The following is a 16192-nucleotide window of genomic DNA, read 5'->3' on the forward strand; positions in this document are numbered from 1 at the left end:
TAAGAGAGGAAAAATATGAAAAAAGCAATGATTGCACTATCCGCTATTCTGGTCGCTTCTCCGGTATTCGCGGCAACCACTACACATGCAACCGATGATACCGTGGCCGCAGCCCACGAAAATGCCAACACGGCAAAAGAAAAACTGCACCAGGCGCAGAATCAGGGCGAAGAGATGAAGCTCAAGTCCAAACATGCTGCTGAAGGGAAAAGCGATAGCGTCGGCAGCCAGATAAGCGAAGGCACGCAGAAAACCTGGAATAAAACCAAAGAAGGCGCCGAGAAGGGCTGGGATAAGACCAAAGAAGGCACTGAGAAAGGCTGGAACGCCACTAAAGAAGGCGCCAGCAAAGGTTGGGATAAAACCAAAGAAGTCAGCGAGAAAGGCTGGGATAAAACCAAGCAAGGCGCTGAAGAGTTAAAGAATAAAGTCTCTGAGTAAAACGGACTCACTGAGAATAAAATGGCCGCGCAAGCGGCCTTTTTTACGTCTGGCGCTCGCTGAATTTATTGTTTGCTGCCTTCCTGATTTAGCCAGGAATAGTCCTGGATAGCTTGCTAATCACTATTTCTCCACATTTGCAGGGTAAAAAAGAAATATATCAGGAGGTGTACTATGAAGAAGATTATTTCTCTGGCGGTTATTTTATCCTGCGTGCTGAGCGCTCAGGCTTTTGCCGATGGCCCAAATGATGACCATCGTCCGGGGCAACAGCAGGTATGGCAGAATGGCCCGAAACAGGGCGACCAAAACGGACGCCACCAGCCGGGCGGTCATGGCGATAACCATCAGGACAACAATGACCACCGCGGCCCGGAGCGTAGCGGTCATGACGATCGTCGCCAGGAACGCCATGAGCAGGATCATTTCGCCTGGAGGGGGAACGATTTCCGTAAAGGCCATCCGGCGCCGGAGCGTTATCGCGGTGATGAATATCGCATCAGTAACTGGAACGAGCGTGGCCTGCCGCGCCCGCCGGAGGGCCATCACTGGTCTTATATCGATGGCAATTACGTGCTGATCGCCGCGGCGACAGGAATCATTACCTCAATACTGGTAAGCGGCGCCCTTGGTCATTAAATAATGATATCAGTGGCATGGCATTCGCGCCGGGTCAGGCTAGCGTCTGACCCGGCTTATTGATGCTAACTTGTACGGACCGCAAAGCCCTACCTTTTATTCAGCTCGTCATCCGGCCAGTATTTATAACCGTTGACCATTGCCTGAGCCGCCAAACCTTTCTCGGTGATTTCATAAACGTTGACTTTTGACGGCAGCGAGGCGGTATCTTTCGCCACGCCGTTGGCCGACGCGCCTATCGGGGCGATGCCGTTGTCGTCATATTTCGCTGCCGCGTTGGCATCCGCGCCGACCATATAGCCTTTAGTAATGAAAGTATTCAAGGCGTCTTTATCGTGGAATACCAGTACGGTGCGCAGCTGTTTCACGCCCATACCCACACCGGCGCCGCCCTGGGCCATTTTCATATAGGTATCTTTGCCGGTGGCGCTATTTTTAACGACGCCGTAACCGCTGCCGAAGCCAAAGACTAATATCTTACTACTGTTGCTGGCGAAGACCGCGTAGCCCTTTGAATGCTGGATATCGCTACGTGCTTCCGGGTACAGGCTATAGAGTTTACTGAGCGTGTTGGTACGCATCTTTTGAATACTGGCGCGTTGCTGGCTGGCGGTGTCGCCCTCAGCGCTGCAGCCTGTCAGCGTCAGCGCGCAGGCAAGTAAAAGTAAATGATATTTCATGGCTGTTTATTTTTATTTAAAACTGAACTAAAGCGGGGATGGTAGAGTAAGTGTTGGCAGGGAACCCATAAAATAAACGTTTATATTTAAATTTTGCCAGTTTTAATGGTTATTGTTCTGCGATTTTTCTGTATTAAAAATATGATGGATGACGTTCCAGCAATTAGAAATGCTACTTGCATAAACTTTGAGCCAGGATAACTTGTTAAGTTCTTAATCTATTCCCGGAGAACGGCATGTCTGATTGTGTAATTCCAGAAATTAAAGCCACGGAAGATGAAATGATTTCTATCCGTCATTATTTACATGCCAATCCGGAATTAAGTCTGGAAGAGTTTAATACCAGCGAGCTGGTTGCCGGTAAGCTGACAGAATGGGGCTATCAGGTGACCCGCGGGCTCGGTAAAACCGGCGTCGTCGGCAGCCTGAGTAAAGGCGATTCGCCGCGCACTATTGGCCTGCGTGCCGACATGGACGCATTACCGATTTATGAAACCACCGATTTACCCTGGGCCAGCACGGTACCTGGAAAAATGCACGCCTGCGGCCATGATGGACATACCACGATTTTGCTCGCGGCGGCGAAATATATCGCCTCGCCGGCCTGCCAGTTTAACGGCACGGTGCATCTGATTTTCCAGCCCGCGGAAGAAGCCATCGGCGGCGCGGATCTGATGATTAAAGATGGCCTGTTTGAGCAGTTCCCCTGCGAACGCATCTTCGGTCTGCACAATATGCCGGGGCTACCGGTTGGCAAGCTGGGCTTCTATGCCGGCAACTTTATGGCCTCGGCGGACACGGTCAAAATCACGATTACCGGCTACGGCGGCCACGGCGCACACCCGGAACGCACCGTCGACCCTATCGTGGCCGGCGCGGCGCTGGTGATGGCGCTGCAGAGCATCGTCGCGCGCAACGTGCCGCCGGGGGAAACGGCGGTCGTCAGCGTGGGGACTTTCCAGGCCGGCATCGCCTCGAACGTGATTCCGGAGAGCGTGGTGATGGAGCTCAGCGTGCGGGCGATGAAACCGGAAATTCGCGATCTGCTGATTAAGCGTATTCAAGAGCTGACCGAGTTTACCGCCAAAAGCTATGGCGCCAGCAGCGAAGTCGAGATTTACGACTCTTACCCGGTATTAACCAACAGTAACGAAGAGACCGATTTCGCCCAGGCGCTGGCGCTGGAAGTCTTTGGCCGCGAAGGGGTGCTGGAGTCGGTATCGCCAATGAACGCCAGCGAAGATTTCGCTTTTATGCTGCGCGAACGTCCGGGCTGCTACTTCCTGCTCGGCAACGGTGAAAAAGGCGAGAAGGGCAGCTGCATGGTGCATAACCCCGGTTATGACTTTAACGATGACATTATCAGCACCGGCGCGACGCTGTTCGCGCGTTTAGTGCAAGCGCACTGCCGTTAATCCCTGGAGAAAATCTCGAATGAAAAAATCACTGCTGTTATGTTTGGCATTAATGGCGTCGACGTCGGCGCTGGCCGCCGGGGCGAAAGAGATCCGTTTTGGCGTTGACCCGACCTTCGCGCCGTTTGAATGGAAAGATCCGCAGGGCAAGCTGGCGGGATTTGATATCGATTTAGGCAACGCGATTTGTCAGCAGCTGCAGGCGAAGTGCGTGTGGGTGGAAAGCAACTTCGACGGCATCATCCCGGCGCTGAAGGCGCGTAAATTCGACGCGATCCTCTCAGGGATGTATATGACCGAAAAACGTAAAGAGCAGATTGCCTTTAGCGATAAGCTGTACAACGGGTCGGTGTTTCTGGTGGCGCGCAAAAATACCCTCAAAGGCAATACGCCAGAGCAGTTGAAGGGGAAAACTATCGGCGTCGAGCAGGGGTCGGCGCAGGAAACTTACGTTAACCAGTACTGGCGGCCGCAGGGGATTAACATTGTCGCCTATCAGGGGGCCGATAGCGTCGTTCGCGACCTTGAATCAGGTCGTCTCGATGGCGCGGTGCTCTCCGGCATGATGGCCGATTATAGCTTCCTGCAGCAGCCGCAGGGCAAGGATTTCGCCTTTGTTGGCGGACAACTGCAGGATAATAAACTGTTTGGCGCCGGGGCGGCGATTGGCCTGCGTCAAGGCGACGATGCGCTGCGCGAAGAGATAAATGGCGCGATTGCGAAAATGCTTGCCGACGGCACCTACAAAAAACTGGCCGGGAAATATTTTAGCTTTGACGTTTATTCCGGGACATAATGTCAGAGTGTACCCTGCGGGCATGGACTGCCCGCCGCAAGATTCCTTTTCTGATTATCCACTCGACATCCTCTTCAGACCCCCTGCGGTTATCTGAGGGAAACAGAATATAAGCTAAGGAGTATCGGCATGATGACACGTCCATTGGGCAAAAGCGGATTTTCCATCGCCCCATTAGTCTTTGGCGGCAACGTCTTTGGCTGGACCATCGATGAGAAAACCAGTTTTGCCATTCTTGATGCTTTTGTTGACCACGGTTTTGATGCTATCGATACGGCGGATGTGTACTCCCGCTGGGCGGAAGGCAATCGGGGCGGTGAATCCGAAACCATTATTGGCCGCTGGCTACAGGCGCGCCCCGGCATACGCGATAAAGTCAAAATCTTCACCAAAGTCGGATCTGATATGGGGCTACCCGGCCATAAAGGGTTGAAAAAAGCCTGGATCCAGCAGGCGATTGATGACTCGTTGCGCCGCCTGAATACGGATTACGTCGACCTCTATTTTGCCCACTGGCCGGATCCTGAAACGCCAATCGATGAAACGTTAGAAGCTTTCCAGGCGCTGCAGCAGGCCGGCAAGGTGCGGGCGATTGGCGCTTCAAACCTCGACGCCGGACAGCTGTCATCGGCGCTGGAAGTGGCGCGTAAAGGCGGCCTTCCGGCCTGGCAGGTGTTGCAGCCGGAATATAACCTCTATCACCGCTCCGCCTTTGAAGGGGCGCTTCGCGATCTCTGCGTCAGCCGCGATATAGGCGTGGTGACCTACTACAGCCTGGCTTCCGGCTTCCTGAGCGGCAAGTATCGCCAGTCGTCCGATTTAGCGCAAAGCCAGCGCGGCAGCGGCATCGCTAAATATCTCAATCCACGCGGAATGCGGATTATTGACACGCTGGTCGCGGTGGCGGAAGAACAGCGCGCGAAGCCTGCAGAAGTGGCGTTAGCGTGGCTGATGAGCCGGGAAGGCGTTACCGCACCGATTGCCAGCGCCACCAGCCTGGCGCAGGTGCAAAGCTTCGCCCGCGCGGCGGCGCTGAACCTCGGCAGCGAACAACTGGCGCGGCTCGACAGCGCCAGCGCCTGAGTCAGTCGCTCTCCCCGGAGGCGGCGCGTTGCGCCTTGTCCGGGCTACCAAATCGCACAGTGCCGTAGCCCCGGTAAGCGGTAGCGCCACCGGGGATTTTGCGGCCACGCAATATTATTCCTGATGGCGGGTGACGTTGAGGATCTTCGCGCTCGCGCCGACCGGGAAATTGCTCAAGGCGCCAAAATCACTGCCCTGATAGCCCATGATCTTGCCATCGGTTCGCATCTGCTGAAGATCGATAAGGATCACCCCCAGCGTAGGAATGATTTTTTCCCGCCAGACGAACAAATAGAGATCCTCAGCCACCTGCACGTAATGGCAGCGATCGACATCCGCCAGCCCCTTTTCCACGCCATCGAGACACTGCCAGGCGTAAAAATTATCGTTGAGATAGATGTGTTCATAACGCTCGGTCGGGCTATAGGTGTACTGATTGCGCATGCCGACCAGCGCGGTGGTAAAGTCAGGCAGCGGTCCCGGCTGGGCATCCAGGCGGGCGAAGACAAATCGCGCCTCGACGGCGGTCAGCGGCAACCCTTGCTCTACCCGGCTGAAGGCGTCCAGCCGCGCGGCGGCTTCGTCAGGTAGCTGGCCGTATACCAGCGTGGCGTTGCGCTGCGTCAGGTTGCATACCGCGCTGATACTGGCGTTATCGCGCTCCGGGTCAAGAAAATCGATAAACAGGATATCGGGGCGCAGGGCGGTTGCCCGCCAGGGCGCGCGTTTGCCGTTCCAGCTAAGCGTTTGTTCATCTTCGATAATCAACTGCTGCGGCTCGCTCCCGGCGGCATAAAAGGTAAAGCGTTCGCCTGTGGGAAGGCTGGCGGTGGCCAGCAGGTTGCCGTGCGGGGCGAAACCATCGGCCAGCGCGCCGACCTGGATAAATACGGCTTCTGAAGTCATATAAGCTCCTGAGTAGAGTGGGGCGCTAAGTAAACGCCAGCGTTGGAACATCGACGATGCTGGACCCGCCATCGGCGACCAGCGTCGCGCCGCTGATGATGGCGGCCTGCGGCGAGCAGAGAAACTGACAGGCCAGGGCTATCTCCTCGGGGCTGGCGGGGCGGCGTAGCGGAACGTCGCGGCACACCCGTTGATAGGCTTCGGTAAGCGACAGCCCGTGTTGCTGCATCAGTGGGATCATCTCTTCATCCGCCATCGGGGTGGTGACCCAGCCGGGACAAATCGCATTGGCGCGGACGCCCTGTGGGCCGTAATCACGGGCGATGGAACGCATCAGGCCAATTAACGCGTGTTTGGCGGTGATATAGCCACAGGCCTGCGGCCCGGCGGCAAGGGAAGCGATGGAGGCGACAAACAGCACATTGCCGCGGTTGGCGATAAGCGAAGGCAGGCAGGCGCGCACGCTGGCGAAAGCGCTGTTTAAATTCGCGTTCAGCGCCTCGCGCCATTGGCGATCGCTGGTATCGGTGGCGGCGCTATTGCCCATGCCGCCGGCGCTGCAGATGAGTACATCAATACCGTGAGTCTGGTCGAGAATCGGCGGTAGCAGCCGTTCCCGCCAGACGTCGCCGTCGGCGGCATCGCCCACCAGCGCCGTCGCACCGGTTTCAACGGCGATCTTGTGTAGCGGCGCTTCACGTCTGCCGGTAATAAACACCCGATCGCCCGCCGCGCTCATCAACCGCGCGCAGGCGGCACCAATCCCGCTTCCGCCGCCGGTAATCACCACGACTCTCGCCATCTGCTCTCTCCTGTAATGGGGTTCAGGATTACCTTAGAAAGCGAGTCTACTTCCGGCTATCGCCCGGAAGAACGATAGCCGGGTTCGTTTATTTGCCCTCGCTCACAGGAATGGCCTGCGGCGCGGGCACCGGCTTCATGGTCGCCGGATCGACCGCCAGATAACGCCCGGTTTTGTTATCGATACCGACGTAATCGATCATCTTGCCCTGCGCTTTGGTGACCATGGTACGTTTGGCGAATGCCTCGTAAGCGTCGCTCATCGTTTTGACCCGATCGGCATGTTGGGCCGCGACGTCATGCGTTTCCAGCGGATCGTCATGCAGGTTAAACAGCTGCCACGGCGCATCGCCGGCGTTGAGGCCGCGAGGTACCAGCCGCCGCAACTTCCATTCGCCATCGACCCAGGCCGCCTGATTATGCAGTTCAACGCCGTAGTTGCCGCGCGGCGGCTGCTGGACTTCACCGGTTAGATAGCGCTTAAAGCTGACGCCAATCATCGGTAACACGGGTTTCTTCGCCAGCGATTTATTGGGATCGATGCCGGCGAATTCATATAGCGTCGGCGCCACGTCGTACACCGCCATCGTTGAGGCGTCAATTTTACCGCGCCGGGTAATGCCGGGACCGGAGATCATAAAGTCGGTATTGATGCCGCCCTGGGCGCTGGTGGTTTTGTGATAGTTGGCGTAGGGGGCATTGCTGACGTTCGCCCAGTGGGGGCCGTAGGAGACAAATGATCCTTTGCGGCCCACGTTGTCATAGCTGTTATCGAACTGCTTCCAGAATTCGGGGGTAGATTCGTAATAAAAACCCTGTGCCGGGTTGGCGCCGTTATCGGTTAAAAACACCAGCAGGGTATTTTTATCGCGCCCGGTTTGTTTCAGCGTCTCTATCAGCGTGCCGATTTGCGCGTCCATATTGGCGATCATCGCCGCATATACCTGCATTACTTTCGCCGTATATTTCTGCTGCTCTGGCGTTAGCGCTTCCCACTCTTTATCCAGCTCCAGATGCGGCAGCGGGGTGTCGTCATGAATGATTCCCAACGCTTTCAGGCGGGCGATGCGCTGGCGGTAGACCTCGGCGTAACCCTGCTCATACTGGCCTTTAAAGCGCTTAATCCACTCGTCCGGCGCCTGCAGGGGGTCATGAGGGGCGGTAAACGCCAGCCAGGCGAAGACCGGCTGCTCCTTCGGCGTCGCTTTAATCCAGCTATTCATCTGGCGGGCGTAAGCTTCGCTGGAGTAAAAATCATCCGGCAGGGAGACGCGCTCGCCATCGCGGGTATAGTAAGTGTGGAACGCCTCGACGGTACCGAGCGGTATCGCGTCGTTAAAGTGGCTGGTGCCGCCGCCCATAAAGGCGAAGGAGTGGTTAAAACCGCGGTCCTTCGGCGTGGCGCCGGGAACAAAACCGAGATGCCATTTGCCGGCCATCAGCGTGTTATAGCCGGCATCTTTAAAGCGCTCGGCCATGGTGGTGACGCGGTCGGTCAGCCGCAGTTCGTAACCCTCTTTGCCAATGGTGCTGTCGTACCACCACATGCCGCCCATCCCGGCCTGCTGGTTACTGTTGCCGGTCAACAGCATCGAACGCGCCGGAGCCGACATCGGTGAGGTGTAATACTGGCTCATGCGGATACTTTGCTCCGCCATGGCCTGCAGGTTAGGGGTGGGGATCTCACCGCCGAAGGGGCTGATATCGGAATAACCCATATCATCGGCGATAATCACGATGACGTTTGGATGCTCATTCTGCGCGCCGTGCGCGCCGCCGGCGAGGATCATGCTGACCGCCGCGGCCATGGCTTTTTTGTTCACGACTGACTCTCCTGTTCATAGTGGGACAACCATCAGGGCAAAGGGCTACGCGGGATGCGCGGCCCCAACAAACGCGGCCCGCCAGGCTTTCAGGCCGTTAAGGTCGCGGGAAAAGGGGCGTACTGGCGCGAGGATTTCGCTAAAGAAACGGTAATAACCGCCGCAGAGGCGGTTGTTGCCAGCGGCGTTGAGATGCGCGGGGCAGCCGCCCTGGCAGACCATTTTTACGGAGCAAGTCTGACATTCGCGGCGCAGGCTTTTTTGCTGGCCGAAAGGGAGCTGAACTGAAGCGTCAACTGCGGCGGCAAGCGTCTGCTCGTCAAGGCGACCCAGCCGATGTTCGGCATTGATCAGATGATCGCAGGCGTAAAGTTGTCCATCCGACTCCATCACCAGATTGCTGCCGCAGCGGGCGCTATGCACGCAGCTGCCGTTGGTATGGGTAAAGTATTGCGCCCATGCCTGTTCGATATTGATGACGAATACCCGCCCCATATCGCAGCGCTTTTGCCACTGTCGCCAGATACCGACCATAAAACGCCCCCAATTATCGGCGCTGAGCTGATAACCCTCGCGCAGCGCCGCGCCTTCGCTCATTAGCGGCTGGAACTGCAGATAGCGCGCGCCAAGCGTGACCATCCGGTCATAAATCGCCCCCGCGTGGGCGGCGATTTCGTTATGCACCACTACCAGCAGATTAAACTCCACCTGATGCTGGTGGAGCAGGGCGATACCGCGCAGCGCAGCCGGCCAGGAAGCCTTCCCGCGTTTATCTGGACGATGGTGGTTTTGCAGTGTTTCGCTACCTTCGAGGCTGACGCCGATAATAAAGCGATGTTCGCGAAACAGCCGGCACCAGGCGTCGTTGATCAGCGTCCCGTTGGTTTGCAGGCTATTGCTGATGGTTACGCCATCAGGGGCGTAGCGCTGCTGCAGGGCGAGCGCTTTTTTATAAAAACTTAGCCCGGCCAGTAGCGGCTCGCCGCCCTGCCAGACAAAGTTGATTTCCCGCGCGCTGGCGGGCTGGGCGGCAATATAGCGGCGGATAAACTGCTCCAGCCGCGCCTCGTCCATCTTCCTGACCGGCGTTTCATCCTGCGGGTAGTAGCAGTAGCGGCAGGCGAGATTACAGGCAGGGCCAATCGGTTTCATCAGAATATGAAACGGCAGCGATGAGCGCGGTTCGACGGCCAGCGGAATTTGCTGCTGGCGTAAGGCGGCGATATTCAGCATCGGCTTATCCTCTATTAATTGCTGGCCTGGGGCGGCGTATTTGGGCAATAGCAAGTCAGGCGTAATCCGTTGATTAAGCCGCGGCGTTAAATTATCGACATCCTTTTTAGGGTATAAATGAAAAAATGCAAAAAACTATCGTTCTTAAGGATGAGATCGGACCTGCCAATATAAGGGTTTTTAATCCTTGCCGGAAAATAACGCGTGGTGTTAATAACTTTTGTTTATGTTTTAACGCCGCTACGTTAACAGATAGCAGGGTGATTTTTAAATGCTTTAAATAACAATGCATTGATGAAAAGTTTGTAATGGATATCACATTGTTAACATGTTAATGATTGTGTTACTTAAATGTGAAATGTATGCTTCATCTTACTCTGGTAATCCGCGTGTTACGCACCACCACCTTGACGGGGGGAAATATCATGTCTGCTTTATTAAAAGCCAGTCGTAATGATGCGATAATAGCCCGTTGTTTACAGACTATTTCACAGTTAATTCCACTGTCTTCAGCGGTTTTTTATCGAGTAAATAATCGTTTAAAACCTGAAAACTATATATTGCATAATATTTCGGATAATACACACCAACAATATCTGGAAAGCTTCCAGCCGTTGGATCCGCACCTGCCGGCGCACTTTAGCCACCAGAGCACGACCATGGCGGCGATGACGCCGCGACTCTGTGACCGTAACCGGCACTACTACCATGAATTTATGTTGCCGAATAACGTACGCGACATGACCGAAATCTTTATTCGCCGCGAACGGCGGATCGTTGCCGGTATCTCGCTGATGCGCGACGTGCCTTTTTCCAGCGAAGAACGGCTGCGGGCCCAGGCGGTACTGCCGCTGGTGGAACTGGCTATTCGCGATTTCCTGCAGGAAGAGGATGAACTCCCCGCCATCCTGACAGCCAAAGAGCGCGAAATCGTCGGCATGGTGCGTGAAGGCGCCAGCAACAAGCTGATTGCCCGCCAGCTGGATATCTCGCTCTCAACGGTGAAAACCCATCTGCGCAATATTTTCGCCAAGACTGAAGTCGTCAACCGGACTGAACTCGTTTCCCGAACCTGGATGCCTGCCGCTCAGCGTACGCTGCATCTGTAATCTGACTATCGCATCCCGCGCGCGCCGTGGCAGCACGGCGTTTTCCTGATGCCTGAGGGTATCACTCCCTGGATAACCGTCCGGGGGGAGGCTTTTTTGACTGGAGCACGCCCTACGATGTCGAGTACACCTTTTTCTGATAATACTCTTTCGCGGCCTGGCAGGCTGGTGGTGTCGCTGCGTTTGCTGGCGGCGATTGTTATTTTCGCCGCCCTTGCGCCGGGGATTTTAATGACCGCGCCGGCGGTGGCGGCGCAACTGGGCAGCGAATGGCACCTTAAACCCGGACAGATCGGTTGGTTGTTTTCGGCGGAGCTCGGCGCGATGAGCCTGGCGACGCTCCCGGCGTGGTGGTGGATGAGCCGCCTCGACTGGCGTCGGGTCGCGCTCGTTGCCTGTGCGGTATTTCTGCTCGCTAACCTTGCCTCGGCGGCGGTAACCCAGTATTCGTCGCTGCTGGCGGTACGCTTTATTGCTTCCCTGGCGGGAGGCACGCTGATGATCTTGTGCATCAGCTGCGCGGCGGGAACGCCGAATCCATCACGGGTGTACGCATTCTGGGTACTGGGGCAACTGCTGTTAGGCATGCTTGGCCTGCTGGTGTTGCCCGGCCTGTTCGTGACCTTTGGCCTGAAGGTCGTTTATCTGATTCTTGCCGCCATCATGCTCTGCTGTTTGCCGCTGGTTTCCGCCTTCCCGTCGTGTTTTCAAGTGCAATCGGCTTCCCATCGCCAGCCGTCTGCGGCGTCGTGGCGAAAGGCGCTGGCGGTGCTGGCGGTTCTCACCTTCTATATCAGCCTCAGCGCCGTATGGACCTTTATCGGCACCATCGGCAGCGGGGCGGGGTTGAGTCCGACACAGGTCGGTCTGGTGCTGGCGGCGGCGACGGTGTTCGGCATTATCGGCGCCGGCGGCGCGGCGCTGCGCGGTACCCAACGTCCGGACCGGCTGGCGGTGTGGCTGGGATACGCGCTGCTGATCGCCAGCGTGCTGTTACTGACAGGTCATCCGCTGCTGGTGCGTTACGCCATCGCGGCGCTGCTGTTTAAGTTCACCTGGACTTTCGTGCTGCCCTTTATCCTCGCTCGCGTGGCCGCGCTCGATAACAACGGCCGGTTGATGAACAGCATCAATCTGGTGATCGGCGGCGGAATGGCCGCCGGTCCGGCGATCGCGGGGGCCTTACTGCAACACTTCGCCAGCGCCAATCCGCTGCTGGCGGCGGCAGGCGCCTGCGCGCTGCTGTCGCTGATTTTGATTGCGGCGGCGTCGTCCGCCGGGAAAGGTTTAGCCAACGGGAGGATAGAGTGAAAAGAAAAACCGGTTTCTTCTTTGATGAACGTTGTTTCTGGCACAGTACCGGCCTGCACGCGGTAACGCTGCCGGTCGGTGGTTGGGTACAGCCGCCTGCCGGCGGCGGCCATGCCGAGTCGCCGGAGACCAAACGGCGGATGAAAAACCTGATGGACGTCTCCGGGCTGACGCCGCAGCTGGAACTACGCAGCGCGGCGGCGGCGAGCCTGGAAGACCTGCGGCGGATCCATCCCGATAGCTATCTTGAGCGCTTTAAGGCAATCAGCGATAACGGCGGCGGCATGCTCGGCAAAGAGGCGCCGCTGGGGCCGGGGAGTTATGAAATCGCCTGCCTTTCCGCCGGGCTGGCCTGCGCCGCCGTCGAGGCGGTGCTTAAGGGCGAACTGGATAACGCCTATTCGCTGTCGCGGCCGCCAGGACACCACTGCCTGCCGGATCAGTCGATGGGGTTTTGTTTCCTCGCCAATATTCCCATTGCCGTTGAACGGGCGAAAGCGTTGCTGGGGCTCGGCAAGGTAGCGATTATTGACTGGGACGTTCACCACGGTAACGGTACGCAGCATATCTATCTGCAGCGCGATGACGTGCTGACTATCTCATTGCATCAGGACGGCTGCTTCCCGCCGGGCTACTCCGGCGAGGACGATCGCGGCGTTGGCGCCGGCGAAGGTTACAATATCAATATTCCGCTGCTGGCCGGGGCGGGCGACGACAGCTGGCGCTATGCGCTGGAAACTATCGTCATTCCCGCGCTGGCGCGTTTTGAGCCGGAACTGATTATTATCGCCTGCGGCTATGACGCCAACGCGATGGATCCACTGGCGCGGATGCAGCTACATAGCGACAGCTTTCGGGCGATGACCGAACAGGTCCAGCAGGCGGCGGATCGCCTGTGCGGCGGCAAACTGGTGATGGTGCACGAAGGCGGCTATGCCGAATCCTACGTGCCGTTCTGCGGCCTGGCGGTGATGGAAACGCTGAGCGGCGTGCGCACCGAGGTTCAGGATCCGCTGCTGGAATTTATTCAGCAGCAGCAGCCGCGCGCCGCGTTCGCGCAGTTCCAGCGCCAGGCTATCGATCGACTGGCGCAGCAGTTCGGTCTGCTATAAACCACCTCAGCTTCCCCGCTGTGATGGCGGAGAAGGGCAAGACGCAATGTGGCTCAAAAGTCCCGGTTTGGGACTTTTTTCTTTACCTGGTTCCGAATTGGGACTAATATCCGTCCATGAAGATAATCTCAGTGAAAGTACTCAGGGATTTCTGGGCGGAGAATCCCGACGCGGAACAACCGCTAAAGGCTTGGGTGGACGAGGCAATAAAGGCTGACTGGAAAACCCCGGCGGAGATCAAGGACCAATACCGCAGCGCAAGCATATTGAAAAATAAGCGGGTGGTATTCAACATAAAGGGAAATGATTATCGGTTAATTGTAGCTGTTGCTTATCTGCGGGGATGGATGTTCGTTAAGTTTATCGGAACGCATAAGGAATATGACGTGATAAACGCTGAGACGATAGAGAGGAAGTAAATGATGAATGTTAAGCCTATCCGCACTGAACAAGATTACGAAGCCGCGTTAAGCGCGGTTGAACCTTTTTTTGATAATGAACCAGCGCCTGATACGCCAGAGGGCGATTTTTTTGAGGTGATGTGCTTGCTCATTGAAGAGTATGAGAAAAGGCACTATCCCATCGAGCCGCCCACCCCCATTGAAGCCATAAAATTTCGCATGGAGCAGCAGGGGCTTACCGTAAAAGATCTGGAACCGGCGATTGGTAAATCTAATCGCGTTTATGAAATTCTCAATGGCACGCGCAACCTGACGCTCCCGATGATTCGCCGGCTTCATGCACAGTTCGGCATTCCTCTGGAGAGTCTGATCGGTGCGTGATGTCATGGCCATAAGCTCTTAATCATTGGTTTTTTCAATCATCCACTGACTTACCGCCTGATTAATCATCGCCAGCACGCTGAGCAGCAGCATCCGCTGCTGCGCTTCGAGCTTCAGATAACGGCGCAGCGGCGGCATTTTGCAGACCACTTCGCTGGCGGCCCAGGGTTCAATGCAGCAGCGCCAGTCGCGACCGTCAAAGGTCAACGAAAAGCGGCGGTAGTCCAGCTCGCTTAAGGTCTGCTGAAGATTAGGAAAACCGTTGAGATAGCCGGCGAGTTCCGCGCTCTCTTTACCGCCGATAAAGCGGACTGGCTGACGTTTCAGCCAGCCGGATTGGTGAGCGCGGATCTTACCGCGAGCGGGCCGGGTAACCGGCCCCTCGACGACAAACTCGCAGCTGTGAATGCTGGCCATAAATAGTCGCTTCTGACGCACCCTGTAGGTGACGAAGGTGGCGTCGTCCAAGCGCAACATCGCGCTGCTTTCGCTGAGTTTTTCGCTCGGCCAGCCCGCTAAATCGCGCTGCACCGCGTTCATTAATGGCGTTTCAAACCAGGGGACGGAGGGCATCAGGCGTCATCTCCCCGCGGGTCTGTTTCTCATAGTTGCCGATAGCGCGCTCGACCACCTCTTCTACCGCCAGCGGCTTGAACGGATTAACGCGTTGTACGCACAGCGTCCAGAACAGGGCATAGGCGGCGGTCAGGCCGAGCATAATCCCGAACGGCACCAGCACCTCGCGGCTGTCCATCCCCGGTGGGGTAATATTCACGATAGCGATGATAATCCCGACGCTGGAGATAATCTGCGGTAGCGGGAACCACGGCGAGCGGTAGGCGCGCGGTAGGTCCGGGCGGCGAATGCGCAGCATCACCACCGACAGCGTCACCAACAGATAGGCCACGCCCCAGGCGCAGACCGCGGCGAGGATCAGCGGCACGATGCGGTCCAGATCGCCGTTCAGGTACCAGGCGTGCAGGCAGGGGATGGCCACGCCGATGGCAATCGCGATCACCGGCGTTTTGAAGCGCGGATGCAGCCAGGTAAGAAAACGCGGCAGCGCGCCGTCCAGCGCCATACCGTAAATAATACGTGGCACCGCGGCCATCAAGGTATTAATCGTGGCGCAGCCCGCCAGCAGCAGGCCGACTCCGAGCCAATACTGGCCGGCGTGGCCCATCACCCGCTCGGCGAAGGCCGGGATAGCCATCGGCGTGTCCAGCAGATGGACGTTATTCGCCGCATCGACCACCACGTTTTCCACCTGGCGGTTAATCGCCGCGCCGTAGATAAACATGCAGCTGGCGACGCCCAGCAGACCCAGCGCCATCGCCCGAGGAATGGTGCGGTGGGCTTTTTTGATTTCCGGCGCCATCGGCGTCACCAGTTCGCAGCCGACGAACATAAACATCGCCATGCCGATATAGCCGAACAGGCCGGAGATATCGCTAACGTTCAGCGGCGTGCCGAACCAGCCGGAAAGGTGAGTCACCGGCGCCATAAAAATGCCGCACAGGCCGAAAATGGTCAGCGTCGTCCACATGCCAAAGGTAAGCACCACTTCGACCTTGCCGAAAATTTCCACGCCAATGGCGTTGAGCAGGCCGAAAATGACCACCATACCGACGCCCACCATCCAGGTGTTTTGATGGGCGGCCATCTGCGCGTTGACCGATTCGAAGTTCACCAGCGCCATAATGCCGGCGAGAATGGTCTCCGCGGTGCCGGCGAAGATATGGACGATAAGATAGGCGCACAGCGCGCCGGTAATGGCGAAGAAGCGGCCCATACCGCAGGAGATATAGTCGTACACCGAACCGGTGGTGGGGATTAACGTCGCGGCTTCGGCGAAGGTAGTGACCTGCGCCTGCATCATAATAAAAGCCAGCAGTACCGCCAGCGCGAAGGTGTCGCCGCCCATGCCAAATCCGCTGGTGACCGTCAGGATCACCGGGCTTGCCATAATCAGCCCAACCGAGCTGGCGAGGGTCGTCGGAAAGCCGACGACGCCGCGTTCAAGATGGCTGGCGAGTCTGTTACTAAACATAGTCAACCTCT

Annotated in this window: 17 protein-coding genes; 10 read left to right on the top strand and 7 right to left on the bottom strand. The window is 57.0% G+C overall.

Translation table 11 applies throughout. From position 1 onward, the window contains the following. Positions 1-15: 15 nt before the first annotated feature. On the top strand, positions 16-441 hold the full coding sequence (locus ACSEMK_RS01240) for a hypothetical protein (RefSeq protein ID WP_015367842.1): 426 nt from the start codon (positions 16-18) through the stop codon (positions 439-441). 174 nt (positions 442-615) lie between these two features. Beyond that, entirely contained in the window at positions 616-1080 is a 465-nt protein-coding gene (locus tag ACSEMK_RS01245; protein WP_430914416.1) for an RcnB family protein, read from the top strand. Positions 1081-1169: 89 nt separating this feature from the next. On the opposite strand, the gene ACSEMK_RS01250 is transcribed toward ACSEMK_RS01245, so the two are convergent. Then, positions 1170-1760 carry a YSC84-related protein gene (locus ACSEMK_RS01250; protein WP_316424380.1) on the bottom strand — a complete coding sequence of 197 codons (591 nt, stop codon included), beginning with the start codon at positions 1758-1760 and terminating at the stop codon, positions 1170-1172. Between the two features lie 236 nt (positions 1761-1996). Between ACSEMK_RS01250 and ACSEMK_RS01255 the strand changes: the two genes are divergently transcribed. From ACSEMK_RS01255 to ACSEMK_RS01265, 3 genes are all read left to right on the top strand, one after another. Beyond that, positions 1997-3175, top strand: coding sequence for a M20 aminoacylase family protein (locus ACSEMK_RS01255; RefSeq protein ID WP_430914415.1), 1179 nt, complete (start codon positions 1997-1999; stop codon positions 3173-3175). Between the two features lie 19 nt (positions 3176-3194). Further along, positions 3195-3971, top strand: a complete 777-nt coding sequence (locus ACSEMK_RS01260; protein ID WP_032714022.1) for a lysine/arginine/ornithine ABC transporter substrate-binding protein — start codon at positions 3195-3197, stop codon at positions 3969-3971. 129 nt (positions 3972-4100) lie between these two features. After that, positions 4101-5054 carry an aldo/keto reductase gene (locus tag ACSEMK_RS01265; protein ID WP_430914414.1) on the top strand — a complete coding sequence of 318 codons (954 nt, stop codon included), beginning with the start codon at positions 4101-4103 and terminating at the stop codon, positions 5052-5054. Positions 5055-5168: 114 nt separating this feature from the next. Here ACSEMK_RS01265 and ACSEMK_RS01270 read toward each other — a convergent pair whose 3' ends face one another. The 4 genes from ACSEMK_RS01270 to ACSEMK_RS01285 form a co-directional block, all read right to left on the bottom strand. Then, complete coding sequence (locus ACSEMK_RS01270; RefSeq protein ID WP_316424382.1) at positions 5169-5960, bottom strand: MoaF C-terminal domain-containing protein; 792 nt, start codon at positions 5958-5960, stop codon at positions 5169-5171. Positions 5961-5985: 25 nt separating this feature from the next. Further along, on the bottom strand, positions 5986-6762 hold the full coding sequence (locus tag ACSEMK_RS01275; protein ID WP_316424383.1) for an SDR family NAD(P)-dependent oxidoreductase: 777 nt from the start codon (positions 6760-6762) through the stop codon (positions 5986-5988). Positions 6763-6850: 88 nt separating this feature from the next. After that, positions 6851-8584: an arylsulfatase gene (locus tag ACSEMK_RS01280; RefSeq protein ID WP_087860305.1), complete on the bottom strand. Its 1734-nt coding sequence runs from the start codon at positions 8582-8584 to the stop codon at positions 6851-6853. Positions 8585-8629: 45 nt separating this feature from the next. Beyond that, positions 8630-9817 (bottom strand): anaerobic sulfatase maturase, encoded by a 1188-nt coding sequence (locus ACSEMK_RS01285; RefSeq protein ID WP_430914413.1) that lies wholly within the window; start codon positions 9815-9817, stop codon positions 8630-8632. A gap of 425 nt (positions 9818-10242) precedes the next feature. On the opposite strand from ACSEMK_RS01285, the gene ACSEMK_RS01290 reads away from it, so the two are divergent. The 5 genes from ACSEMK_RS01290 (at position 10243) to ACSEMK_RS01310 (ending at position 14131) form a co-directional block, all read left to right on the top strand. After that, positions 10243-10926: a helix-turn-helix transcriptional regulator gene (locus ACSEMK_RS01290; protein WP_015367829.1), complete on the top strand. Its 684-nt coding sequence runs from the start codon at positions 10243-10245 to the stop codon at positions 10924-10926. Positions 10927-11043: 117 nt separating this feature from the next. Next, positions 11044-12237, top strand: coding sequence for an MFS transporter (locus ACSEMK_RS01295; RefSeq protein WP_430914412.1), 1194 nt, complete (start codon positions 11044-11046; stop codon positions 12235-12237). Further along, positions 12234-13349, top strand: a complete 1116-nt coding sequence (locus tag ACSEMK_RS01300; protein WP_271032038.1) for a class II histone deacetylase — start codon at positions 12234-12236, stop codon at positions 13347-13349. Before ACSEMK_RS01295 ends, ACSEMK_RS01300 begins: the two co-directional genes overlap by 4 nt. A gap of 116 nt (positions 13350-13465) precedes the next feature. After that, positions 13466-13768, top strand: coding sequence for a type II toxin-antitoxin system HigB family toxin (locus ACSEMK_RS01305; protein WP_045393363.1), 303 nt, complete (start codon positions 13466-13468; stop codon positions 13766-13768). Next, positions 13769-14131: a helix-turn-helix domain-containing protein gene (locus ACSEMK_RS01310; RefSeq protein ID WP_172408062.1), complete on the top strand. Its 363-nt coding sequence runs from the start codon at positions 13769-13771 to the stop codon at positions 14129-14131. A gap of 18 nt (positions 14132-14149) precedes the next feature. Here ACSEMK_RS01310 and ACSEMK_RS01315 read toward each other — a convergent pair whose 3' ends face one another. Both ACSEMK_RS01315 and ACSEMK_RS01320 read right to left on the bottom strand, forming a co-directional pair. Continuing rightward, on the bottom strand, positions 14150-14704 hold the full coding sequence (locus ACSEMK_RS01315) for a DUF3156 family protein (protein WP_087860300.1): 555 nt from the start codon (positions 14702-14704) through the stop codon (positions 14150-14152). After that, positions 14682-16181 (bottom strand): APC family permease, encoded by a 1500-nt coding sequence (locus ACSEMK_RS01320; protein ID WP_087860299.1) that lies wholly within the window; start codon positions 16179-16181, stop codon positions 14682-14684. Before ACSEMK_RS01320 ends, ACSEMK_RS01315 begins: the two co-directional genes overlap by 23 nt. Positions 16182-16192: the final 11 nt, after the last annotated feature.

This window comes from Klebsiella sp. K-3, assembly GCF_051207495.1.
GTDB classification, from domain to species: domain Bacteria; phylum Pseudomonadota; class Gammaproteobacteria; order Enterobacterales; family Enterobacteriaceae; genus Klebsiella; species Klebsiella aerogenes.